The organism is Achromobacter sp. GQ309, from assembly GCF_059759315.1.
The window spans coordinates 572234-595254 of record NZ_JCAXDP010000005.1 but is presented as its reverse complement, the minus strand read 5'-3'; the positions used below and the strand labels follow the sequence as shown (position 1 = coordinate 595254).

Annotated in this window: 20 protein-coding genes and 1 tRNA gene; 8 read left to right on the top strand and 13 right to left on the bottom strand. The window is 63.9% G+C overall.

The features are described 5' to 3' along the window. Positions 1 to 34 precede the first annotated feature (34 nt). From AC6CIE_RS19005 to ppk1, 6 genes are all read right to left on the bottom strand, one after another. Positions 35 to 111: transfer RNA gene (locus tag AC6CIE_RS19005), tRNA-Pro, on the bottom strand. 149 nt (positions 112 to 260) lie between these two features. After that, entirely contained in the window at positions 261 to 1037 is a 777-nt protein-coding gene (gene pstB / locus AC6CIE_RS19000) for a phosphate ABC transporter ATP-binding protein PstB (RefSeq protein ID WP_175126057.1), read from the bottom strand. 49 nt (positions 1038 to 1086) lie between these two features. Beyond that, positions 1087 to 1941, bottom strand: coding sequence for a phosphate ABC transporter permease PstA (gene pstA / locus AC6CIE_RS18995; protein ID WP_313701459.1), 855 nt, complete (start codon positions 1939 to 1941; stop codon positions 1087 to 1089). A 24-nt stretch (positions 1942 to 1965) separates the two neighbouring features. Then, positions 1966 to 2982, bottom strand: a complete 1017-nt coding sequence (gene pstC / locus AC6CIE_RS18990) for a phosphate ABC transporter permease subunit PstC (protein WP_175126056.1) — start codon at positions 2980 to 2982, stop codon at positions 1966 to 1968. Positions 2983 to 3082: 100 nt separating this feature from the next. Then, complete coding sequence (pstS, locus tag AC6CIE_RS18985) at positions 3083 to 4123, bottom strand: phosphate ABC transporter substrate-binding protein PstS (protein ID WP_498093330.1); 1041 nt, start codon at positions 4121 to 4123, stop codon at positions 3083 to 3085. Between the two features lie 227 nt (positions 4124 to 4350). Further along, entirely contained in the window at positions 4351 to 6426 is a 2076-nt protein-coding gene (gene ppk1 / locus AC6CIE_RS18980; RefSeq protein WP_175138262.1) for a polyphosphate kinase 1, read from the bottom strand. A 219-nt stretch (positions 6427 to 6645) separates the two neighbouring features. Here ppk1 and ppx point away from each other — a divergent pair, with 219 nt between their 5' ends. Then, positions 6646 to 8133 (top strand): exopolyphosphatase, encoded by a 1488-nt coding sequence (gene ppx / locus AC6CIE_RS18975; RefSeq protein ID WP_175138261.1) that lies wholly within the window; start codon positions 6646 to 6648, stop codon positions 8131 to 8133. A gap of 159 nt (positions 8134 to 8292) precedes the next feature. Here the strand turns inward: ppx and AC6CIE_RS18970 are convergent, their stop codons facing one another. The 5 genes from AC6CIE_RS18970 to AC6CIE_RS18950 form a co-directional block, all read right to left on the bottom strand. Beyond that, positions 8293 to 9099, bottom strand: a complete 807-nt coding sequence (locus tag AC6CIE_RS18970; protein WP_175126052.1) for a GNAT family N-acetyltransferase — start codon at positions 9097 to 9099, stop codon at positions 8293 to 8295. 169 nt (positions 9100 to 9268) lie between these two features. Continuing rightward, positions 9269 to 10612: a phosphoglucosamine mutase gene (glmM, locus tag AC6CIE_RS18965; protein WP_175126051.1), complete on the bottom strand. Its 1344-nt coding sequence runs from the start codon at positions 10610 to 10612 to the stop codon at positions 9269 to 9271. Beyond that, complete coding sequence (gene folP, locus AC6CIE_RS18960; RefSeq protein WP_218343191.1) at positions 10609 to 11454, bottom strand: dihydropteroate synthase; 846 nt, start codon at positions 11452 to 11454, stop codon at positions 10609 to 10611. The genes glmM and folP overlap by 4 nt, the downstream gene beginning before the upstream one ends. A gap of 18 nt (positions 11455 to 11472) precedes the next feature. Beyond that, on the bottom strand, positions 11473 to 13359 hold the full coding sequence (gene ftsH, locus AC6CIE_RS18955; protein WP_175126049.1) for an ATP-dependent zinc metalloprotease FtsH: 1887 nt from the start codon (positions 13357 to 13359) through the stop codon (positions 11473 to 11475). A gap of 221 nt (positions 13360 to 13580) precedes the next feature. Next, the gene (locus AC6CIE_RS18950; RefSeq protein ID WP_175126048.1) at positions 13581 to 14213 is read right to left on the bottom strand and encodes an RlmE family RNA methyltransferase; all 633 of its coding nucleotides are present in this window, start codon (positions 14211 to 14213) and stop codon (positions 13581 to 13583) included. A gap of 18 nt (positions 14214 to 14231) precedes the next feature. Between AC6CIE_RS18950 and AC6CIE_RS18945 the strand changes: the two genes are divergently transcribed. Beyond that, positions 14232 to 14834, top strand: a complete 603-nt coding sequence (locus tag AC6CIE_RS18945; protein ID WP_175138258.1) for a YhbY family RNA-binding protein — start codon at positions 14232 to 14234, stop codon at positions 14832 to 14834. Between the two features lie 130 nt (positions 14835 to 14964). On the opposite strand, the gene greA is transcribed toward AC6CIE_RS18945, so the two are convergent. Then, the gene (gene greA / locus AC6CIE_RS18940) at positions 14965 to 15441 is read right to left on the bottom strand and encodes a transcription elongation factor GreA (protein WP_175126060.1); all 477 of its coding nucleotides are present in this window, start codon (positions 15439 to 15441) and stop codon (positions 14965 to 14967) included. Here greA and AC6CIE_RS18935 point away from each other — a divergent pair. Further along, the gene (locus AC6CIE_RS18935; RefSeq protein ID WP_498093327.1) at positions 15440 to 15811 is read left to right on the top strand and encodes a hypothetical protein; all 372 of its coding nucleotides are present in this window, start codon (positions 15440 to 15442) and stop codon (positions 15809 to 15811) included. The two genes, greA and AC6CIE_RS18935, sit on opposite strands and share 2 nt — an antisense overlap. Before the next feature lie 46 nt (positions 15812 to 15857). Here the strand turns inward: AC6CIE_RS18935 and AC6CIE_RS18930 are convergent, their stop codons facing one another. Beyond that, positions 15858 to 17168, bottom strand: a complete 1311-nt coding sequence (locus AC6CIE_RS18930; RefSeq protein WP_175126046.1) for a solute carrier family 23 protein — start codon at positions 17166 to 17168, stop codon at positions 15858 to 15860. Positions 17169 to 17318: 150 nt separating this feature from the next. On the opposite strand from AC6CIE_RS18930, the gene AC6CIE_RS18925 reads away from it, so the two are divergent. The 5 genes from AC6CIE_RS18925 (at position 17319) to AC6CIE_RS18905 (ending at position 23010) form a co-directional block, all read left to right on the top strand. After that, positions 17319 to 17759, top strand: coding sequence for a FlxA-like family protein (locus tag AC6CIE_RS18925; protein ID WP_175126045.1), 441 nt, complete (start codon positions 17319 to 17321; stop codon positions 17757 to 17759). Between the two features lie 116 nt (positions 17760 to 17875). Then, a complete protein-coding gene (locus AC6CIE_RS18920; protein ID WP_175126044.1) occupies positions 17876 to 19201 on the top strand; it encodes an ABC transporter substrate-binding protein in 1326 nt (441 codons plus the stop codon). Positions 19202 to 19291: 90 nt separating this feature from the next. After that, the gene (locus AC6CIE_RS18915) at positions 19292 to 21004 is read left to right on the top strand and encodes an ABC transporter permease (RefSeq protein WP_175126043.1); all 1713 of its coding nucleotides are present in this window, start codon (positions 19292 to 19294) and stop codon (positions 21002 to 21004) included. Continuing rightward, positions 21001 to 22086 (top strand): ABC transporter ATP-binding protein, encoded by a 1086-nt coding sequence (locus tag AC6CIE_RS18910; RefSeq protein ID WP_498093325.1) that lies wholly within the window; start codon positions 21001 to 21003, stop codon positions 22084 to 22086. The genes AC6CIE_RS18915 and AC6CIE_RS18910 overlap by 4 nt, the downstream gene beginning before the upstream one ends. Before the next feature lie 15 nt (positions 22087 to 22101). Next, positions 22102 to 23010, top strand: coding sequence for a LysR family transcriptional regulator (locus AC6CIE_RS18905; RefSeq protein WP_175138253.1), 909 nt, complete (start codon positions 22102 to 22104; stop codon positions 23008 to 23010). The last annotated feature ends 11 nt before the right edge of the window (positions 23011 to 23021 follow it).

Here is a 23021-nt window from a genome sequence, read left to right as displayed (position 1 = left end):
TGCACTGCGGAAATCCGGAGACCCGCATGGATATTGGTCGGGGCGGTGGGATTCGAACTCACGACCCTCTGCTCCCAAAGCAGATGCGCTACCAGGCTGCGCTACGCCCCGAAGGGTGGCAACTATACCAGAAAGCGATCATTCGCGGCCGAGGTTCAGCCATTCGGCGACGTAACAAAATACCTGCCCTGCATCCCATGAAATGAAAAACGGCGCGCCACCCAGGCGCGCCGCTTCCAGCACTGCAGGACGAATCGCGATCAGCCAAAACGGCCCGTAATGTAGTCCTCGGTTTCCTTACGCGAAGGCTTCACGAAGATCTGGTCGGTCTGACCAAATTCCATCAGCTCACCCAGATACATATACGCCGTGTAATCCGAGCAACGCGCGGCCTGCTGCATGTTGTGCGTCACGATCACGACGGTGTAGTCGTTCTTCAGTTCAGCGATCAGTTCTTCGATCTTGGCGGTGGAAATCGGATCCAGCGCCGAGCACGGCTCGTCAAGCAGCAGCACTTCGGGCTTGATCGCCACGCCGCGCGCGATGCACAGACGCTGTTGCTGGCCGCCGGACAGGCTGTTGCCGCTCTGGTGCAGTTTGTCCTTCACTTCGTTCCACAGTGCAGCCTTGCTCAGCGCCCATTCCACGCGCTCGTCCATCTCGCCTTTCGACAGGCGCTCGAAAAGACGCACGCCGAAAGCGATGTTGTCGTAGATGCTCATGGGAAACGGCGTGGGCTTCTGGAAGACCATGCCGATCTTGGCGCGGATCAGCGAGATGTCGGTCTTGGCCGTGAGCAGATTGTCGCCGTCCAGCAGGATTTCGCCCTCGGCGCGCTGGCCGGGGTACAGCTCGAACATGCGGTTGAACGTGCGCAGCAGCGTCGATTTGCCGCAGCCCGACGGACCGATGAAGGCGGTGACCTTCTTCTCCTGGATCGACATGTTCACGTTACGAATCGCGTGGAACTTGCCGTAGTAGAAGTTCAGGTTCTTGACCTCGAGCTTGTTCTTGACTGCGGTAGCGGTGTTTTCCATTGGGTTTCCCTTGGATGTCGGCGCGGCCAGCGCGCCGGCAAAGCGATCTTTATTTGCGGAACAGGTTGCGGGCGATGATGTTGATGCCCAACACCAGCAGCGTGATCAGCGTGGCGCCGGCCCAGGCCAGGTTGTTCCAGTCCTTGAAGGGGCTGGCGGCGTATTGGTAGATGACGACCGGCAGGTTGGCCATCGGGCCGTTCATGTTCAGCGACATGAACTGATTCGACAGCGCGGTGAACAGCAGCGGCGCGGTTTCGCCGGAGATGCGGGCGATGGCGAGCAGCACGCCGGTGATGATGCCGGACTTGGCGGCGCGATAGCAGACCAGCGTGATCATGCGCCACTTCGGGCAGCCCAGCGCGGCGGTCGCCTCGCGCAGGCTGTTGGGCACCAGCAGCAGCATGTTGTCGGTGGTGCGGACCACGACCGGGATCACCAGGATGGACAGCGCAATGGCGCCGGCCCAACCCGAGTAATGCCCGACCTGCGCCACATACACGGCATAGATGAACAGGCCGATGATGATGGACGGGGCCGACAGCAGCACGTCGTTCAGGAAGCGCGTGGCCGGCGCCAGCCAGCCGCGCTGGCCGTATTCAGCCAGATAGGTGCCGGCCAGAATGCCGACCGGCGTGCCGATCAGCGTGCCGACGCCCGCCATCATCACACTGCCGAGAATGGCGTTGAGCAAGCCCCCCGCCTGGCCCGGCGGCGGCGTGATTTCGGTGAAGAGCGTGTACGACAGCGCGGGCGCACCCTTCATCAGCAACGTGAGAATGATCCAGAACAGCCAGAACAGGCCAAAGACCAGCGTCGTCATCGACACGGCGAGCATCATGCGATTGACCACGCGGCGCCGGCGATAGATGCCGTTCTGCATGTTGAGTACGGATTCAGCCATGATTTTTTCCTTGTGCTCCGGGCGTCAGGTCTTCTTGCCTTCGCCGGCGGACAGGCGGACCAGCAGCGTCTTGGCCAGGGCCAGCACGATGGTCGTGATGAGGAACAGGATCAGGCCTAGTTCCAGCAACGCCGCCTTCTGGATGCCGCCCGCCTCGTTGAATTCGTTGGCGAGCGCCGAGGCGATGGAGTTGCCGGGCGAGAACAGGGAACCGGACCACTTGAAGGCGTTGCCAATGACGAAGGTCACGGCCATGGTCTCGCCCAGGGCACGGCCCAGGCCGAGCATGATGCCGCCGATGACGCCCGACTTGGTGAAGGGCAGCACTACGCGCCACATCACTTCCCAGGTCGTGCTGCCCAGGCCGTAGGCCGATTCCTTGAGCATCGCGGGGACCAGTTCGAACACGTCGCGCATCACCGCGGCGATGAACGGGATGATCATGATCGAGAGGATCAGGCCGGCGGTGAAGATGCCGATACCGAACGGTGGGCCCGCAAACAGACCGCCGATGATGGGAAGATTGCCCAACGTCGCGATCAGGAACGGCTGCACGTACTGCTGGAACACGGGCACGAAGACGAACAGGCCCCACATGCCGTAAATGATGGACGGGATGGCCGCCAGCATTTCGATGGCGGTGCCCAGCGGACGGCGCAGCCAGGTCGGAGAGAGTTCGGTCAGGAAGATGGCGATGCCGAAGGACACCGGCACGGCGATGATCAGTGCGATCGCGGACGTCAGCAACGTGCCGATGATCGGCACGACGGCGCCGTAATTGGAGTTGACCGGGTCCCAGTCATTGAGCCACAGGAACGACAGGCCATATTTGGCCAGCGATTCGCGGCTGCCGTAGATGAGGGAGATGAGAATCGCCGCCAGAAGAATGAACACCAGGAAGGCGAACAGGCGGGTCAGATTCTTGAACAGCGCATCCATCAGCGCGTTTTTTGTTTGCTTCATAGGCGAAGGCGTGCCGGTAGTCACGGAATCCGCCACGCTGGGCGGAAGCGGCACACTATTATCCATTACCGCGCTCATGGATGGACTTTCCTTAGGAAACCTGGGGGAACAGCAGAGAGGTCGATTTACAAGCGGCGGCCCCGCCCGCCATCAGGCGTCGGGGCCGCTCGGTACTGATTTACTTCCAGACAGCCTGGCCGTCAGCGGACTTCACTTCGCCCCAGGCGGCGCGGATTTCCTTGGTCACGGCTTCCGGCAGCGGCACGTAGTCCATGGCTTCAGCCGACTTGGCGCCGTTCTTGAAGGCCCAGTCGAAGAAGTCCAGCACAGCCTTGCCCTGAACCGGCTTGTCTTGCGACTTGTGGATCAGGATGAAGGTGGCGGCGGTGACGGGCCACGAATCGGCGCCCGGCTCGTCGGTCAGGACCACGCCCATGCCCGGCGCGCTCTTCCAGTCGGCGTTGGCGGCCGCGGCAGCGAAAGCCTTTTGCTCGGGCTGGACGAACTTGCCGTCCTTGTTCTGCAGTTGCGTCCAGGCCAGCTTGTTCTGCTTGGCGTAGGCGTATTCGACGTAGCCGATCGAGTTCTTCAGCTGGCCGACGTAGGCGGCGACGCCTTCGTTGCCCTTGCCGCCCTGACCGGTGGGCCACTTGACGGCCTTGCCTTCACCGACTTGCGACTTCCACTCCGGCGACACCTTGGACAGGTAGTTCGTCCAGCCGAAGGTGGTGCCCGAGCCGTCCGAACGGTGCACGACGATGATGTCGGCCGAGGGCAGCTTGACGTCGGGGTTCAGCGCCTTCAGCGCAGCGTCGTCCCACTTCTTGATCTTGCCCAGGAAGATGTCGGCCAGGACCTTGCCCGACAGCTTCAGCTTGCCTGGCTCGACGCCGTCGACGTTCACGACGGCCACGGTGCCGCCGATCACAGCGGGGAACTGCAGCAGGCCATGCTTTTCCAGGTCGGCAGCCTTCATCGGGTCATCCGAGGCGCCGAAGTCGACCGTCTTTGCAATGATCTGCTGTTGACCGCCGCCCGAACCGATGGACTGGTAGTTGACCGCGTTGTTGGTCGCAGCCTTGTAATCGGACGCCCACTTGGCGTAGATCGGGTACGGGAACGATGCGCCGGCGCCGGTGACGTTGGCGGCGTGGACGGCAAAAACGGCGGCGCTCAGCGCGACGCCCACGGAAACTTGCTTGAAGACACGTTTGAACATCTGGGTTCCTTCTGTGCTCGTTAAAGGAGTCTTGGCAGGCTTTTTAGCTGCCTGTCTTTCAGCGACCCTCGCATCTTAGGTACCCAACGTGACAAGACCATGACAGTCACAAACTGTTCATGCAGATGTTCGATGCGGCATAAAAACCACGGCCGCCGGGCAGTTGCCGGGCGGCCGTGAGGCTAAGACAAGATTAAAGGGACAAACCCTATTTCGGCCCTGGTCGTTCAGACGCCCAGCTTCTGCATCAGGAACTGGTGCAGGTTGTAGGGCTCGCGGCGGCTCTTGACGCGCGCGTAGTCGCCGCTGGGTTGCTGCTGCCAGGCCAGCTGGTTGTCTCGCAGCGCGTACGTGAAGGCTTCGTCGATGACGCGCTTCTTGAGCGTCTTGTCGTAGATCGGGAACGCGATCTCGACGCGGCGGAAGAAGTTGCGGTCCATCCAGTCGGCGGACGACAGGTACACGGTCTCTTCGCCGTCGGCGTAGAAATAGAAGACGCGGGAATGCTCCAGGAAGCGGCCAACGATGGAGCGCACACGGATGTTTTCTGACAGCCCCGGCACCCCGGCGCGCAAGGCGCAGACGCCCCGCACGATCAGGTCGATCTTCACGCCCGCCTGGCTGGCCTTGTAAAGCTCGGCGATGATCTGCTCTTCCAGTAGCGAATTCATCTTGGCCATGATGCGCGACCGTTTGCCCGCCTTGGCGGCGCGCGCCTCGGCGCGGATCAGCGACACCATGCCTTCGTGCAGGGTGAACGGCGACTGCATCAGCGATTTGAGCGCGCGCCGCGCACCCAGGCCGGTCAACTGCGCGAACACCTTGTCCATGTCCTCGCACAGCTTCGGGTCCGCCGTCAGCAGCCCGAAATCGGTGTACAGACGCGCGGTGCGCGGGTGGTAATTGCCGGTGCCCAAGTGGGCATAGCGGCGCAGACGACCCTTTTCCCGGCGCAGCACCACCGCCATCTTGGCGTGCGTCTTGTGCGCAACCACGCCGTAGACGACGTGCGCCCCCACCTCTTCCAGCTTGGAGGCCCAGTTGATGTTGGTCTGCTCGTCAAAGCGCGCCATCAGCTCCACCACCACCGTCACTTCCTTGCCGGCGCGCGCGGCCGCCAGCAGGATCTTCATCAGCTCGGAGTCTTCGCCGGTGCGGTAGATGGTCTGCTTGATGGCCATCACGTCCGGATCCAGCGCGGCAGCGGTCAGGAAGTCGATGACGGGCTGGAACGACTGATACGGATGGTGCAGCAGGCGGTCGCACTCGGCCACTGCCTCAAACAGTTCCGCGGGCTTGTCGCCGACGCGGTCAAACGGCGCGGGCACGGGCGCGCGGTAGTCGGGAAACAGCAGGTCCGGGCGCGCCGCGGAATTGCACAGCTGCATGAGCCGGGACAGATTCACCGGGCCGGGCACGCGATAGGTGTCGTCGGCCTTGAGCGAAAACTCGCGCTGCAGGAAGGTTTCCAGTTCGACGGGCGTCAGCTTGTCGATCTCAAGCCGGACGGCGGCGCCGAAGTTGCGCTGCGACAGCTCGCCCTGCAGCGCGTGGCGCAGGTTGGTGACTTCTTCCTCGTCCACGAACAGGTCGCTGTTGCGCGTGACGCGCCACTGGTAGCAACCCAGCATCTCCAGGCCCGGGAACAGCTCGCCCACGAAGGCGCGCAGGAGGGAGGTCAGGAGGATGTAGCCCTCGGGCTGCCCAGAGAGCTCCTGCGGCATCTTGATCAGGCGCGGCAGCGCGCGGGGCGCCTGGACGATGGCGATGGACGCCTGACGGCCGAACGCGTCGGCGCCGGCCAGCGACACGATGAAATTCAGGCTCTTGTTGTAGACGCGGGGAAACGGATGCGCCGGGTCCAGCCCGATGGGGGTCAACAGCGGCATCACGTCACGGTGGAACACGTCGCGCGCCCATTCCTGCTGCTCCGGATTCCATTCGGAAGCGTGATGCAGCGCGATGCCCTCCTTGTGCATGGCGGGCAGGATCTGATCGTTGAGCAGGTTGTACTGGCGGTTCACCAGTTCGTGCACCGCCTGCTGGACGCATTCGAATGCCTCGTCGGGCGTCATGCCGTCCGGGCCGACCAGATTGGGCGACTGGCGCTGCTGCTCTTTCAGGCTGGAGATCCGGATCTCGAAGAACTCGTCCAGGTTGGAACTGACGATGCACACGTAGCGCAGCCTTTCCAGCAGCGGCGTCTTGGGGTTTTCCGCCATCGCCAGCACGCGTTCATTGAACTTGAGCAGCGACAATTCGCGATTCATGAGCAGAGGCTCGCCTGGCGGACGTGTGGGCATACCGGATTCCATACGAAAAGAGAGCGTGAAGTTTTACTGCAAACAGGTGACGGTTCTATGACAGCGCCCAATCGCTAAGGGTACGTCAAATGCGGGACATATGGCGCACCGGACAATGGCTTCCAAGCCTCTGTTCCGTAAGCAAAAACCCGTATCCGGCGGCGTTGTCACATGGGGTCCTTATAATCGGTCCACCTCACAGCCAATATTACGAGCCGCATGGATCAACTTCTGGCCGCGGTGGACCTCGGGTCCAACAGCTTTCGCCTCTCCATCGGACGCATCGTTCAGCAGGACGGTACGCCCCAGATCTACCAGATCGACCGCCTCAAGGAAACCGTCCGGCTCGCCGCCGGTCTGGACGCCGAAAAACGGCTTGGCGACGCCGCCATCGACCGCGCCATTGCCGTCCTGGAACGCTTCGGCGAACGCCTGCGCAGTTTCCACCCCAACCGGGTCCGTGCGGTTGCCACCAACACGTTCCGCGTCGCCCGCAACACCAAAGATTTTTTGCCCCGGGCCGAAGCCGCATTGGGCTTTCCCATTGAAGTCATTGCCGGCCGCGAAGAGGCCCGCCTGATCTTCACGGGCGTGGCCCACACCCTGCCCCCCTCGCCCAACAAGCGCCTGGTCATCGACATCGGCGGCGGTTCCACCGAAGTCATCATCGGCAAGGGCCACGAACCGGGCCTGATGTCCTCGCTGTACATGGGCTGCGTCAGCTACAGCCGCCAGTTCTTCTCGGACGGCGTGGTGGATGCGCACCAGATGAAGCAGGCCGAGCTGGCCGCGCGCCGCGAAATCGAAGTCATCGCCAAGCAATACCGCAAGATGGGCTGGAAGGAAGCCTATGGCTCCTCCGGCACCGCCAAGGCGCTCTTTGCGATCCTGACCGAAGGCGGCTATTCCGACCGCGGCATCACGCGCTCGGGCCTGACCAAGCTGAAGGACCGTCTCATCCGCTCGGGCCGCGTCATTCCTTCCGAGCTTCCCGGCATCAAGATAGAACGCGCCGACGTGCTGCCCGGCGGGCTGGCCATCATGAGCGCGCTGTTCGACGAGCTGGGCATCGACGTCATGCACACCGGCGACGGCGCACTGCGCCTGGGCGTGTTGTACGACCTGCTGGGCCGTGACGACGAGCACGACAAGCGCGATGAATCGGTACGCCAGTTCGTCAAGCGCTATCACGTGGACGTGAACCAGGCGCGCCGCGTTCGCCACGCCGCCCTCAGCCTGTTCGACGCCATGTTCCCCGAAGGCCAGGAGCGCGCCGAGCTGCGTCCCGCACTGGGCTGGGCGGCCGATCTGCACGAAGTGGGTCTGTCGATTGCCCACAACGCGTATCACAAGCACACCGCCTACGTGCTGGAAAACGCCGACATGCCGGGCTTTTCACGCGCCGACCAGCAACTGCTGGCCTTGCTGGCGCTGGGACACCAGGGCAAGCTGGCCAAGGTGGAACCGCTGGTGCGCACGCGCCCGCAATGGAAGGCCATCCTGGCGCTGCGTCTGGCGGTGTTGCTGTTCCGCCGCCGCGGCGAGATCGAACCCCTGCCCCTCACCGCGTCGGTCCGCGACAATTCCATCGTGGTGCGCGTCAACCGCGAATGGCTGGCCGAACACCCGCTCAGCGACTTCACGCTGCGCGCGGAAGAAGCCGAGTGGAACAAGGTCGGATTTTCGTTCGAACTGCTGGAGTTCTGAAAATCAAGAACGGGGCGGCGCGGCCGCCCCGGCTGATCAGAATGGCGAGAGATCGGTTTCCCGATCCAGCCGCCTGAGTTCCATGCGCAGCGGCCGTGTGGCCCGCCGGATCAGTCTGATTGTCATTCGGCGGAACAGGCGGCGCATGATGGATGGGGTCTAGCGCTGGGTAGCGATGATGGCCGGCTGGTCCAGGCCGAAGTGGCGACGGTAGCGCTCGTCCATGCGCTCCATCTTCAAGAGCACCGGGAAGTCGGCGGCGTTGAAATCCGGATCCCATGCCGGTTCGCCGCATACCTTGGCGCCCAGCTTCAGATAGCCCTTGATCAGCGGCGGCACGCGCGCCGGCAAGGTGCTGTTGAGCTTTTCGACCGGGTAGCGGTGCAGCGGCGTGACGCGCGGCTCGTTGCCCTGCGGCATCTGCTTGGCCACCGTACGCCACACTTCCGCTGCGGTGACGCCGTCATCGCGCAGGCTGACGCTGGCGCAACCGAGCACGTATTCGTAACCGCCGCGGCGCAGGTATTCCGCCAGGCCGGACCACAGCAGCATGATGACCGCGCCGCCACGGTAATCGGCGTGGGTGCAGGAGCGGCCGACTTCAACGACTTCGTCGCGGATGGCGCCCAGGCCCGACAGGTCGAATTCCGACTGCGAGTAATAGCCGCCGGCTTCGCGCGCTTTTTCGGGGGTCAGGATCCGATACGTGCCAACGACTCGGTCGGTGTCGAGTTCGCGGACCATCAGGTGTTCACAGAACGGATCGAAGCGGTCTTGCTCGATGCCATCTTGCGCATCGGGGAAGACGACACCCATGTCTTCGGTGAAGACCTCATAGCGCAGGCGTTGGATCTGCTCTATTTCTTCGGCGGTACGCGCCAGGCCGACAGCCAGGACCTTCGGGGCGGAGCCCGTCCAGGGTTCTGCGGTACTGCGGCTCGGATTGATGCGTGCTAATTCCAGCATTGCGCGAAGCTCCTAGAGAGTCCAGCCAGTGTGGACGCCCTGTATGTCAATGACTTGACCAATATGTTACGTGACTATGACGCTTAAACCGGCATCGAAAACGCAAACAAACAAAAGGCCACGCGACGATCTCGACGCGTGGCCCACATATTAAATCGAAACTCAGGGTTTACCCCAGGCTTGCCGCAAGCTTCTCTGCAGAATTGGTCGCCAGCGCCTCATCTTCGGCCTCAACCATCAGGCGCAGCTTGGGTTCCGTCCCCGAAGCGCGGATCAGGATGCGACCCCGGCCATCCAGCTCTGCCTCGACGGCCTGGCGCGCGGCGGTCAGACCGGCATGCGTCTTCCAGTCCAGGCCCGGCGTCAGCGGCACGTTGATCATCTTTTGCGGATACATGCGCAGGTCGCTGACCCAGTCTCCAAGCGTGGTGGAATTGCGACGCAGCGCGGTCAAGACCTGCAGCGCGGCCACGATGCCGTCGCCGGTGGAGTGGCAATCCAGGCACAGCAGATGGCCGGAGCTTTCGCCGCCGTACAGCCAGCCGCGCGATTGCATCTGTTCCAGCACATAGCGGTCGCCCACGTTCGCGCGGTCAAAGCCCACGCCCAAGCGCTTCATTTCGCGCTCGAAGCCAAAGTTGGTCATCAGCGTGCCGACCACGCCCTCGACCTTGCCGCGCTGCATGCGCTCGCGCACGATGGCGTACATGAGTTCGTCGCCGTTGTAGATGCGGCCCTCGCCGTCCACCATCTGCAGGCGGTCGGCGTCGCCGTCCAGCGCAATGCCAAGCTGGGCGCCGCGCGCCTTGACTTCCTTGGCCAGCAACTCGGGATGCAGCGCGCCCACACCCTTGTTGATGTTGAAGCCGTCGGGGTGCACGCCGATGGCGTGGACTTCGGCGCCCAGCTCACGGAAGACGTGCGGCGCGATGTTGTAGGCGGCGCCGTGCGCGGCGTCGACCACGATCGTCATGCCGTTCAAGTCCAGGTCGTTCGGGAACGTGCTCTTGCAGAATTCGATGTAGCGGCCCTGAGCGTCGCCCATGCGGCGCGCGCGTCCCAGCGCTTCCGAACTGACGCAACCCAGGGGCTCGTCCAGCGCGGCCTCGATGTCGGCTTCGATTTCGTCGGGCAGCTTCATGCCCTGCGCCGAGAAGAACTTGATGCCGTTGTCCTGGTAGGGATTGTGCGAGGCGCTGATGACGATACCGGCGACCAGGCGCAGCGCGCGGGTCAGGTAGGCGACCGCGGGCGTGGGGATCGGGCCGGCCAGCAGCACGTCGATACCGGCGGCGGACAGCCCCGCTTCCAGCGCGGACTCCAGCATGTAGCCGGAAATCCGGGTGTCCTTGCCGATGACGACCTGCGGGCGGCTTGCGCCGCGCACGGCGTGCTCGCGGGCCAGCACGCGGCCAGCGGCGTAACCCAGGCGCAAGGCGAATTCGGCATTGATCACCGGACCGCCGACTTCACCGCGTACGCCATCGGTACCGAAATATTTGCGTCGAATCATGAACTGATTGCTCCTTGTTCAGCCGCCTGCCATACCTTAAGCGCATCCACCGTGGCCGCAACATCGTGCACGCGCACGATGGAGGCGCCACGCGCGACGCAGGCAAGCGCGGCGGCAATGCTGCCGGGCAGCCGGTCGCCAACCGACCGGCCGGTGGCCTGGCCGATCATGTTTTTGCGCGACAGGCCGATCAGCAATGGATAACCGGTACTGCGCAGGCTGGACAGCCGGCGCAGCAGTTGAAAGTTCTGGTCGGCCGTCTTGCCAAACCCGAATCCCGGGTCCAGCACGATGCGGCGAGGATCGATCCAGGCCGCGCGCAGCTTTTGCGCGCGAGCCCCCAGAAACAGGCCGATTTCACCGATCAGGTCGGTGTACTCGGGCGGCGCTGCCTGCATGGTGCGAGGCTCGCCTTTCATGTGCATGACGCACAGGCCACAGCGCGATTGCGAGACGGCTTCGATCGCGCCTGGCTGCCTGAAACCGTAGATGTCGTTGATCATGTCCGCGCCGGCGTCCAGCGTGGCGCGCATGACTTCCGGCTTGAACGTGTCGATGGAGAGCGGCACGCCGCAGTCGCGCAGCGCCTCGACCACCGGGAGCAGCCGGTTCAGCTCGTCGGCCACGGAAACGGGGTCGGCCCCCGGGCGCGTGGATTCGCCGCCCAGGTCCAGAATTTGGGCGCCTTCCTCGATCAACTGGCGCGCATGCGCCACGGCGGAATCGGTATCGTCGTGTTGGCCGCCATCGGAAAACGAGTCCGGTGTGACATTGACGATGCCCATGACAAGCGGGCGCTCGAGATCAAACTCGAAGCGCCCGCAAAGGAAGTTATTTGCCATAAACCAGAACGAAGAACCTCAGACCGCAGCTGCCGTGCTACCGCCTGCAGCCAGGCCGGTCGGCGGCGTATCGGACGTGTCCGACGGGCCTTGCGGCGTCTTCGGGGGACGCGGGGGGCGGCCCTCCATGATGTCGTTGATCTGGTCGGCGTCGATGGTTTCCCATTCGAGCAGCGCGGACGTCATGACTTCGACCTTATCGCGGTTGTCTTCCAGGATCTTGCGCGCAACGCCGTACTGCTCGTCGATGATGCGGCGGATCTCGGTGTCCACCTTCTGCATGGTGGCTTCGGACATGTGTGTGGTCTTGGTGACGCTGCGGCCCAGGAAGACTTCGCCTTCGTTCTCGGCGTAGACCATGGGACCCAGTTCGTCGGTCATGCCGTAGCGCGTGACGATGTCGCGGGCGATGGCGGTGGCACGTTCGAAGTCGTTCGAGGCGCCCGTCGTCATCTGGTCCATGAAGATTTCTTCGGCGATACGGCCGCCGAACAGCACGGCGATGGTGGACAGCAGACGGCCCTTGTCCATGCTGTAGCGGTCGGTTTCCGGCAACTGCATCGTCACGCCCAGCGCACGGCCGCGCGGGATGATGGTGACCTTGTGGACCGGGTCGGTCTTGGGCAGCATGCGCGCGACGATCGCGTGGCCGGATTCGTGGTACGCGGTGTTCTTGCGTTCCTCTTCGGGCATCACGATGGAGCGGCGCTCGGCGCCCATGATGATCTTGTCCTTGGCCTTTTCAAAGTCGGACATATCGACCGTGCGGCCATTGCGGCGGGCGGCGAACAGTGCGGCTTCGTTGACCAGGTTGGCCAGGTCGGCACCGGAGAAGCCCGGGCAACCGCGCGCCAGGATGGTCGCGTCGACATTGGGCGACAGCGGAACCTTGCGCATGTGGACCTTCAGGATCTGCTCGCGGCCACGGATATCGGGCAACGGCACCACAACCTGGCGGTCGAAACGGCCCGGACGCAGCAGCGCCGGATCCAGCACGTCGGGACGGTTGGTTGCGGCGATCACGATGACGCCCTGGCCGGATTCGAAGCCGTCCATTTCAACCAGCATCTGGTTCAGGGTCTGTTCGCGCTCGTCGTTGCCGCCACCCAGGCCGGCGCCACGCTGGCGGCCCACCGCATCGATTTCGTCGATGAAGATGATGCAGGGAGCGTGCTTCTTGGCGTTTTCGAACATGTCGCGGACACGGGCCGCGCCCACGCCGACGAACATTTCAACGAAGTCCGAACCGGAAATGCTGAAGAACGGCACCTTGGCTTCGCCGGCGATGGCCTTGGCCAGCAGCGTCTTGCCGGTACCGGGCGAACCCACCATCAGCACGCCGCGCGGGATACGGCCGCCCAGCTTCTGGAACTTGCTGGGGTCACGCAGGAAGTCGACCAGTTCCTGCACGTCTTCTTTCGCTTCGTCGCAACCAGCGACGTCAGCGAAGGTGATCTGGTTGGTGTTCTCGTCGAGCATCCGGGCGCGCGATTTGCCGAAGCTGAATGCGCCGCCCTTGCCACCGCCCTGCATCTGTCGCATGAAGAACACCCATACGCCGATCAGAAGCAGCATCGGGAACCACGAGACGAAGATGCTCATCAGGAGCGACTGCTCTTCGCGCGGCTTGCCCGAAACCTGCACGCCGTACTTCAGCAGATCGGAGACCATCCAGAGATCGCCGGGGGAAGTCAGCGTATAGGCGCGGCCCGCGTCTGGGGTGACGTAGAGCACGTCGCCTTGAACGTCGACCTTGCGGATACGTCCCGCCTTGGCGTCGTCCATGAACTGCGTGTAAGTCACACCGTCCTGGGTCTGAGCGCGTCCGTCGAACTGTTTGAAGACGGTGAACAGCACCAGGGCTATCACCATCCAGACAGCGACTTTGGAAAATGAATTGTTCAAGGTCGATCTCCTGCTTTCGATTCCGACCGGCGACTGCGCACCCGCGTATGGCACAGTCACAAGTATGTCAATAGCCCATTCTAACCTGTAGGACGGAGTTGCGTCCTGGCAGCCGTGGGGCCCATTTAATTACATTTGATTCTTGAGTTTTCTGGTCGTTGTCTCGGCGGGACGGGGGTTTTCTTGGCCGGGACGATTTGCCCCGGATGATTACGGAAGGGTTACTTCAGATCGCGCGCCACCAGAAAGGTTTCTGAGGACTTGTCCCGAGAGGCCTTCGGTTTGCGTTCGACCACCCGGCGGAAGCGCTTTTTGAAGGATTCCACGATCTGCGAGAAGCCCGTGCCGTGGAAAGCCTTGACGATCAGCGCCCCGTTGGGCTTGAGGTGGGCGCAGGAAAATTCCATCGCCAATTCGCAAACATGCTGGATGCGCGCGGAGTCGGCAATACCCACCCCGGACAAGTTGGGGGCCATGTCTGAAATAACAAGGTCCACCGCACGCGATCCGACCATGTCTTCCAATTGTTTCAAGACTTCGTCTTCGCGGAAGTCGCCCTGGATGAATTCCACGCCCGCCACGGGCTCCATGGGCAGGATGTCCAGCGCGATGATGCGCCCGTCCACGACGCCGCCCGGCCCGGCGAGCCGCTCGCGCGCCACCTGTGACCAGCTGCCCGGCGCGGAGCCCAGATCGATGACCAGGTCGCCCCGGCGCATCAGCTTTTCGGTGTCGAGGATCTCGATCAGCTTGAAAGCGGCGCGGGCGCGATAGCCCTTCTGTTGCGCCAGCTTCACATAGGGATCGTTGATGTGCTGGTGAATCCAGTCTTTAGAGAATTTATTCTTGGCCATTACCGTACAATTCCACGCATGCCTATATTAGAACTTACCTCTCGTGAGCGCAGCGACCTGCGGTCCGCCGCTCACCCTCTGCGCCCCGTCGTCCTGATTGGCGACAACGGTTTGACCGACGCCGTGCTGAAGGAAATCGATCGGGCGCTGACTTCGCATGGCCTCATCAAGGTTCGCGCGGGCGGCGACGACCGTGAAGCCCGGGACGCCATGCTCGCCACGATCTGCGAGACGCTATCCTGCGCGCCCGTGCATCACTTGGGCAAGACCCTGATCCTGTTCCGCCCGCTGCCCGGCAACATCAAGCCTGCCGCGCTGGCCGCCCAGGAACCCGAAGCGCCTGCCAAACGCCGCGCCTCGGAACCTTACACGCCCAAGAAGCTGGCCGCCGAAGGCAGGACTCTTGCCAAGCGCCCGCGCCGCAGCGAATCCGAAGAGCCCGCACCCGCCAAGAAGCGTTACGTCCCCCAGGACGAACTCAACAAGAACGGCAAGCCCATGCGGCCTTCCAACAAGCGCGCCACAGCTGGCGGCCACGGCATTCCGCGCCGCGCCGGCAGCGCGCTGAGCCTGCGCGCCGGAGCGCGCAGCGGCACCAGCCGCAAGACCGCAAAAAGGTAAGTCCAGGCACAAAAACGGGCGCTTTACGCGCCCGGTCCACCATAGCGATCCGCAATGTACCGCGGAATTCAGACGAACGTAGCGTCCGGGCCAGGGTGGTTTGACATTTTTACTGCTTGTGGCGCTAGCGTCAGATGTAACGCACGCCCAGGACTTCGTATTCGCGAACGCCAGCCGGGGCAACGACCTCGACCACATCGCCTTCACTCTTGCCGATCAGCGCGCGAGCCACGGGGCTGGACACGGAAATCAGGTTGGACTTGATATCGGCTTCAACGTCGCCGACGATCTGATACGTAACGCGATCGCCCGAATCCAGGTCTTCGATGTCGACGGTAGCGCCAAACACGGCGCGGCCTTCGGCCTCGAGCGAGGTCGGGTCGATGAGGTGGGCATTGGAAAGCGTGCCTTCAAGCTCGGCAATCCGGCCCTCGATGAAACCTTGGCGCTCGCGAGCGGCATCGTACTCGGCGTTTTCCGACAGATCACCCTGTGCGCGCGCCTCGGCGATTGCGTTGATCACGGCAGGACGTTCGACGGTTTTCAGCCGTTGGAGCTCTTCTTGCAAGCGCTCGGCCCCGCGCACGGTCAAAGGAATGGCAGACATGTCGTTTCCCAAACAAAAAGTAGAAAAACGCCCCGAAGGAGCGTTCTCGGTGAAGGTCGCAGGACCGGCGCGCTTGCCTTTTGTTTGCCATTTGATGCTTGGAAAAATCTGGCGAGCGGCGCGGGCGACCAAAACAAAACCCCGGCTCGGGTCGGAACCGGGGCAATCAAAGTCATATTGTGGTCAATCTCGGCGGGAATTGCAAGCCGCCGGAGAAAACGGCCTTTTCGGCGCATTTCGGCGCTGTAACCCGCTAAAACCGGCGATTTCGCACCGAAAAGGCTTTGCTGCCTTGCCGGGCCCGATGGACTCCCGCGCGAACCGAGGGTTTTCCGGGAGCCTCCCGGGCCAGGAAACTACTGAACGATAGGCTTTGCGCCACGATGCGGGACGCCTCGGCGCCCCGCATGTCGCCGTTACTTCGTGCGCCGCAAGAGCGCGTACAGGATGATCGCGCCGAACGTGGCGGTACCGATGCCGCCCAGCGTGAAGTTGCCCAGCTTGATGGTGAAGTCGCCCGCGCCCAGCACCAGCGTGACCGCAGCCACGATGAGGTTGCGGTTGTCGGTGAAATCGACCTGGTTGACGACCCAGATACGGGCGCCGGCAATGGCGATCAGGCCGAAGACAACCACCGACATGCCGCCCAGCACAGGTCCCGGGATCGTCTGGATGAGCGCGCCGAACTTGGGCGAGAAGCCCAGGACGATCGCGATCAGGGCAGCGATCACGAACACGAGCGTGGAATAGATGCGGGTGACCGCCATCACGCCGATGTTTTCGGCGTAGGTCGTGACGCCCGTGCCGCCGACGGCGCCCGACACCATGGTGGCCACGCCGTCGCCGACGAAGGCCCGGCCGAGGTAGCGGTCCAGGTCGCGGCCCGTCATGGCGCTGACGGCCTTCACGTGCCCCAGGTTTTCGGCCACCAGGATGATGGCGACCGGCACGATGAGGCCCATGGCCTCGGCCTTGAACACGGGTGCCGCGAAGTGCGGCAGGCCGAACCAGGCGGCGGCCGACACGGCGGTGAAGTCGATGGGCTTGCCCAGGCCCAGACCGTTGGCCAGCACGGCGTACACCACGCACGCGAGGATCAGGCCGACCAGGATCAGCAGGCGCTGCACCATGCCGCGCGTGTAGACGGCGATGCCGCCGACGCAGACGATCGTGACGATGGCCATGGCGCTGTCAAAGCCCGACGCCCCCATCGCGCCCTTGGCGGCAATGGGCGCGAGGTTCAGGCCGATCACCGCGACAACCGCGCCCGTCACGACGGGCGGCATCAGCGTGTCGATCCAGTTGGCGCCACCGCCTGCCCTCGCGTTGACGATCCAGACGATCACGCCGATCAATGTGTACGCCAGGCCGCAGGCGATGATGGCGCCCAGCGCCACGCCGATGTTGGCGTTGGCGCCCCCGCCGGCATAGCCGGTCACCGCGATAACGCCGCCGATGAATGCAAAGCTGGAGCCCAGGTAGCTGGGCACGCGTCCGCCCACGAACAGGAAGAAGATCAGCGTGCCGATGCCCGACATCAGGATGGCGACGTTGGGATCGAAACCCATGAGCAGCGGCGCGAGCACGGTCGAGCCGAACATCGCAACGACGTGCTGGGCACCCATGGCCACGTTTTTGGGCCAGGACAGCCGTTCATCGGGCGCGATGATGACGCCGGGCTCGGCGTCGTCCGCCAGGCGCCAGCGCGGAAAGTAGGAATTGGACATGGATTCCCCGGGGGATGGTACGGATTAGGGTTTCAGACTGCGAGCGGGCGCCAGTGTAAAGGGGGCCATCAAGCGGGGGCAACGTTTAAGTTTTGCCGCCGGATTGCCGTATTAGAGGAAACCCCGAAATCCCCAGGCAAAGGAACAGTCATGGCGATCAACAGCATCAGCGGCACCTCCCGCATCGGCAGCCTTGCCGACATGTGGGCCGAAAAGATTCAGGCCAACAAGGAAGCGAAAAATGCCTCGGGGCAGGAGGCCGTCTCGGTGACCGCTGAAGGCAAGATCCGCGTCAATACGCCTGGCGCCAGCAAAGTCGCGACCGCGCAGGCAACGGAAGAAACCGACAACGAAGACGAGTACACTCGCCAGATCAAGGAGTTGCAGAAGCAGCTCAAGCGCATCATGGACCAGATCGCCAAGGTGCAGGCGAGCGGCATGTCGGCCGAGATGAAGGCGCAGCAGGTGATGGCGCTGAACGCGCAGGCCGTGCAGATCCAAGGGCAGATCGCACAGGTCTTGGCAATGCAGGCGCGTGCGGCCCAAAGCAGCGGCGGGTCTCAGGGCGGCGGCGTGTCGGCCACGGCCTGATTCCGGGCGAGCATCGCGGCGCCGTCACTGATGGCGCGCATCAAAATTTCTGATTGGACGCTTGGCAGGCGTGCCGGTACTGTCTCCAGACAAATCTAAAACCACGGAGACAAACCATGCACGCAATGCGCACAGCCCTTGCCGGGGCGCTGCTGGCCGTTTGCGCGGCGCCGGCCCTGGCCGGCACCGTCACGGTGATCACGTCGTTCCCCAAGGACCTGACCCAGGCCTACAAGACCGCTTTCGAGAAAGCCAATCCCGGCATCACGCTGGAAATCCTGAACAAGAACACGGTGTCGGGGATCGCCTTCGTGCGGGAGACGCCAGCGGGCCAGCGCCCCGAGGTCTTCTGGGCCAGCGCGCCCGATGCGTTCGAGGTGTTGGGACGCGACAAGCTGCTGGCCAAGTCGGCCGACATCGCGAACAAGGATGTGCCGGACAAGATCGGCAGCTATCCCATCAATGATCCGGGCGGCATGTATCTGGGCCAGGCGTTGGCGGGCTACGGCATTATCTACAACACCCGGTACATCGCGGCGCACAAGATCCCGGCGCCCGTTGAGTGGAAGGATCTGCTGTCGCCCAAGTGGTTCGGCCACGTGGGCATCACGTCGCCATCGCGTTCGGGCACGATGCACCTGACCGTGGAAACCATCCTGCAAGGCGAAGGCTGGGATGACGGCTGGAACACGCTTTTGCGCATGTCGGGCAACAGCAGCGCCGTCACCGAGCGCTCGTTCGGCGTGCCCGACGGCGTGAACAACGGCCAGTTCGGCGCCGGACCGGTCATCGACTTCTTCGGGCTGTCGAGCAAGTACTCCAGATTCCCCGTTGAGTTCGTCTATCCGTCCGAGACCGCCATCGTCCCGGCGAACATCGCGCTGATCGAGGGCGCCAAGAACACCGAGGAAGGCAAGAAATTCATCGCCTTCACGCTGAGCCAGGCGGGCCAGGAGCTGCTGCTGGAGCCGAAGATCTCGCGGTTGCCGGTGCTGCCCTACTCCGCGCTGGCCGGCAAGATTCCGCCCGGCTATCCCGACCCGGCGGAAATCGCCAAGCGCAGCAAGGTTCATTTCGACGCGGACCTGTCGCAGTCGCGCTACTACGTCGTGCAATCGCTGTACGACCAGACCGTCACGTTCCGGCTGAAGGAACTGCAAGCGGCCACCAAGGCGATCTATGACGCCGAGGCCAAACTGGGCGACAAGGCCAAGAGCGGCAAGGCAGCCGAATTGCTGGGCGAGGCACGCAAGCTGGCCTGGGCGCCGCTGATCGACAGCAAGAAGGCGGCCGACCCGGCGTTCCTGGCGATCTTCGCCGGCAACAAGAAGGACGCGGCCGTCAACCAGCAGATCACGCAGCTTGAAGGCGAGTGGAATGGCCGCGCGCGCGCCAACTACGAAGAAGCCGTCAAGCTGGCACGGCAGGCCGCCGCGCTCTGATCGTCTGAATGCGCTGAACACGGCAGGCGGACTTAGCCCCGCCCGCCGTGGATCGCGCGTGTCTTCTGGCAACGATTTTCGGGACTCTCGATGAATCATTCGAGCCATTCGCGCCTGCCCGCCGGCCCCGTCCTGGCGGCGCTGCTGGTATTCGGCTTTCTGCTGCTTTTCCTGGCCGTCCCGGTGGGTACGGTCTTTCACAGCGCCTTCGTCAATGCCGACGGCAGCTTCACCACCGGTCACTTCGGCGCCTTCTTCAACCAGCCGTTGATGCGGGAAGCGTTCTTCAACAGCCTGTACGTGGCGGGCTGGTCGGCGCTGATCGCGTCCCTGATCGCGGTGCCGCTGGCGTACTTCACGGTGCGCTTCGATTTTCGTGGCGCCCTGCTGATCCAGACGCTGGGCGTGCTGCCGCTCATCATGCCGCCCTTCGTGGGCGCGGTGGCCATGCAGCTGATCTTTGGCCGTTCGGGCAGCGTGAACCTGCTGCTCAATGACTGGTTCGGCTTCACGATTCCGTTCATGGAAGGGCTGAATGGCGTCATTTTCGTGGAAGCCATCCACTATTTCCCGTTCATCCTGATGAACCTCGTGGTGGCGCTGCGAAACATCGACGGGGCCATGGAAGAAGCGGCCTTCAACCTGGGTTCGCGCGGGTTCCGGCTGTTCCGCCGCGTCATCTTTCCGCTCGCCCTGCCCGGCTATGTGGCGGGCGCGTCGCTGGTGTTCGTGAAGGTGTTCGACGACCTGGGCACGCCCCTGGTGCTGGGCACGACCAACATGCTGGCGCCGCAAGCGTACCTGCGCATCACGCAGGTGGGACTGGAGGATCCGCTGGGCTATGTGATCAGCGTGATCATGGTGGGATTTTCGATCCTGGCGCTGTGGCTGTCGGCGCGCGTGCTCAAGGGACGCGACTACTCCACGCTGCAAAAGGGCGGCAACTCCATCCAGAAGCGCAAGCTGGGTCCGATGGAAAGCGTGCTGGCGTATGGCTGGATCATCCTGGTGCTGCTGCTGGTGCTGTCGCCGCACATCGGCGTGCTGCTGCTGTCGCTGGCCAGCGTCTGGAGCTATGCGCCGCTGCCGGACGGGTACACGCTGGCCCATTACTCAGCCGTGTTCTCGGAATCGCAGGGCATGATCGCCAACACGCTGCTGTATTGCGGCCTTGCCGCGGGCATCGACGTGATCCTGGGCACCGCGATCGCCTACCTGATGCTGCGCACCCGGCTGCCGGCGCGCCAATGGCTGGATTTTCTGGCTTCGGCGGCATTGGCGATTCCGGGCATCGTGCTGGCCATCGGCTTTCTGCGCACCTTCCGCGGCATCGAGCTGCCTGGCACGGGCACGATGCTGACGTCGTCGTGGATCATCATCATGCTCGCCTACTCCGTGCGGCGTCTGCCGTACGCGCTGCGTTCGTGCGTAGCGGCGTTGCAGCAGATCCACGTGTCGCTAGAAGAGGCGGCCCAGTCGCTTGGCGCCACGCGCATGAGCACAATCCGACGCGTTGTGGTGCCGCTGATGGCGGGCGGCATGCTGGCCGGGTTCGTGACCAGCTTTGTGACGGCCGCCGTGGAACTGTCGGCCACCATCATGCTGGTGACCAAGGACAGCCAGGCGCCCATGAGCTACGGCATCTATCTGTACATGCAGAGCGCGGCGGGCCGCGGACCGGGCGCCGCGCTTGGCGTCCTGGCGGTGGTCGCCGTGGGTATCGGCACTTACGTATCGCACCTGCTGGTGGACCGCGCATCGAAGCGCCAGCAACCGGCGCGCAATGAAGGGGAATCCGCATGAAGAAAGTCAGCGTCGAATGCCGCAACATCCAGCTCTCGTACGGCAAGACCGAAGTGCTGAAGGACGTCAGCATCAGCATCGAGCCGGGCGAGTTCTTCGCGCTGCTCGGGCCGTCGGGGTCGGGCAAGTCCACCCTGCTGCGATTGATCGCGGGATTCAACCGCCACAGCGCAGGCCAGTTGCTGGTGGACGGCAAGGACATCAGCGGGACCCCGCCCTGGCATCGGAACATCGGCATGGTGTTCCAGAACTATGCGCTGTGGCCGCACATGACGGTGTGGGACAACGTGGCGTTCGGTCTGGTCGAGCGCAAGCTGCCGCGCGCCGAGATCCGCGCCAAGGTGGACGCCGCGCTCGATCTGGTGGGGCTGTCGCAATATGCCAAGCGGCGTCCCAACCAGCTTTCGGGCGGGCAGCAGCAGCGCGTGGCGCTGGCGCGCACCATCGTGATCGAACCGCAGGTGCTGTTGCTGGACGAGCCGCTGTCCAACCTGGACAAGAAGCTGCGCGTGCAGATGCGCCAAGACCTTCTGAGCCTGCAGCGCCGCCTGGGCATCACGACGATCTTCGTCACGCACGACCAGGAAGAAGCGATGACCACCGCTGACCGGATGGCGGTGCTGGATCACGGCGTGGTGCAGCAGATCGGCGCGCCGAGCACGCTGTTCGACTACCCCGTAAACCGCTTCGTGGCGAACTTCGTGGGCACGATGAACGTGCTGGAAGGCAATGTGCGCGAGCGCACCAGCAGCAGCGTGACGCTGGCGGTGGACGGCGTGGGCGACCTGCACCTGCCGCTGACCGGCGAGGCCCCCGCAGCCACTCGGCTGGCAGCGAGCTTTCGGCCCCACACGGTGCAGATCGAGATGGCGGATGGCCTGGGCGATGCGCGTTATGTCTGGCTGCCGGGCATCGTGGAAAGCAGCGAGTTTCTGGGCGAATTCACGCGCTATCAGGTGCAGGTTGGAGAGCAGCGGCTGACGGCCGACCAGGCGCATCTGGCCGGCCTGTCGCCGTTTCCGGCGGGCGCGCCGGTGTCGGTGGGACTGGAGCCGACACAGGTGCGGCTGCTGGCCGCCTGACCTACACTCGCCGCCATGGAAATCTACCAGATCCGCGCCTTCGTCACGGTTGCCCGATTGGGCAACCTGACGAAGGCGGCCGAGGCGCTGTCGCTGACGCAGCCTGCCGTGACCGCACAGATCAAGGCGCTGGAGCAGAGCCTGGGCGTCGCGCTGTTCGACCGCAGCGGCGGCCGGCTTGCCTTGGCCAAGGCGGGTGAAGTGCTGCTGCCGACGGCGGAATCGCTGCTGGTGCTGGGCGCGCAATTCAAGTCCGAAGCCCAGCAGTTGCAGGGCAATCTGCATGGCGTTGTCGAACTGGGTGTTCCCAGCGAAAAGCCCGATTTCCTGCGCTTGGGGGAGCTGGCCTCGGCCGTCACGCAGCGCCTGCCGCTGGTTGAACTGAAGACCCAGACCCAGCCCGCTGCGGCGCTGGCCGAACAGGTCAGCACCGGCCGCCTGCCCGCCGCGCTGACCATCGCGGCCAACGCGCCGCGCGGCGTGTTGTGGCAGCCGCTGCGCAGCGTGCGTTATCGGATTGCGATGCCCGCCGAGCACGCGGCTGTGCTCAAACGCGGCGGCTGGCGCGAGGTGGCGCAACTGCCGTGGCTGGACGGTCCGTCCGGCAGCCACACGCATCTGTTGCTGCGCGATATGTTCGAGCGCCACGGGCTATCGCCGCGCATCGTCATGCAGAACGACGATCAGGCCAACATGGACGCGCTGGTGCGGGCCGGCGCGGGCTGCGCGCTGCTGCGCGAGGAAACCGCGCTGGCGGGTGCCGCGTCCAGCGACTTCATCGTGTGGGGCCAGGCGCGCGTCGACGCGGTGCTGGGCTTCATGCTGCCTTACGAACGCGCTAGCGAGCCCGCGCTGGTCGCGTTAAGCTCGATCATTCAAGCCATCTGGAAGCCGCGCGCGCCCATCGCGCCGGCCCAGGCATAAGGCTCAATCCC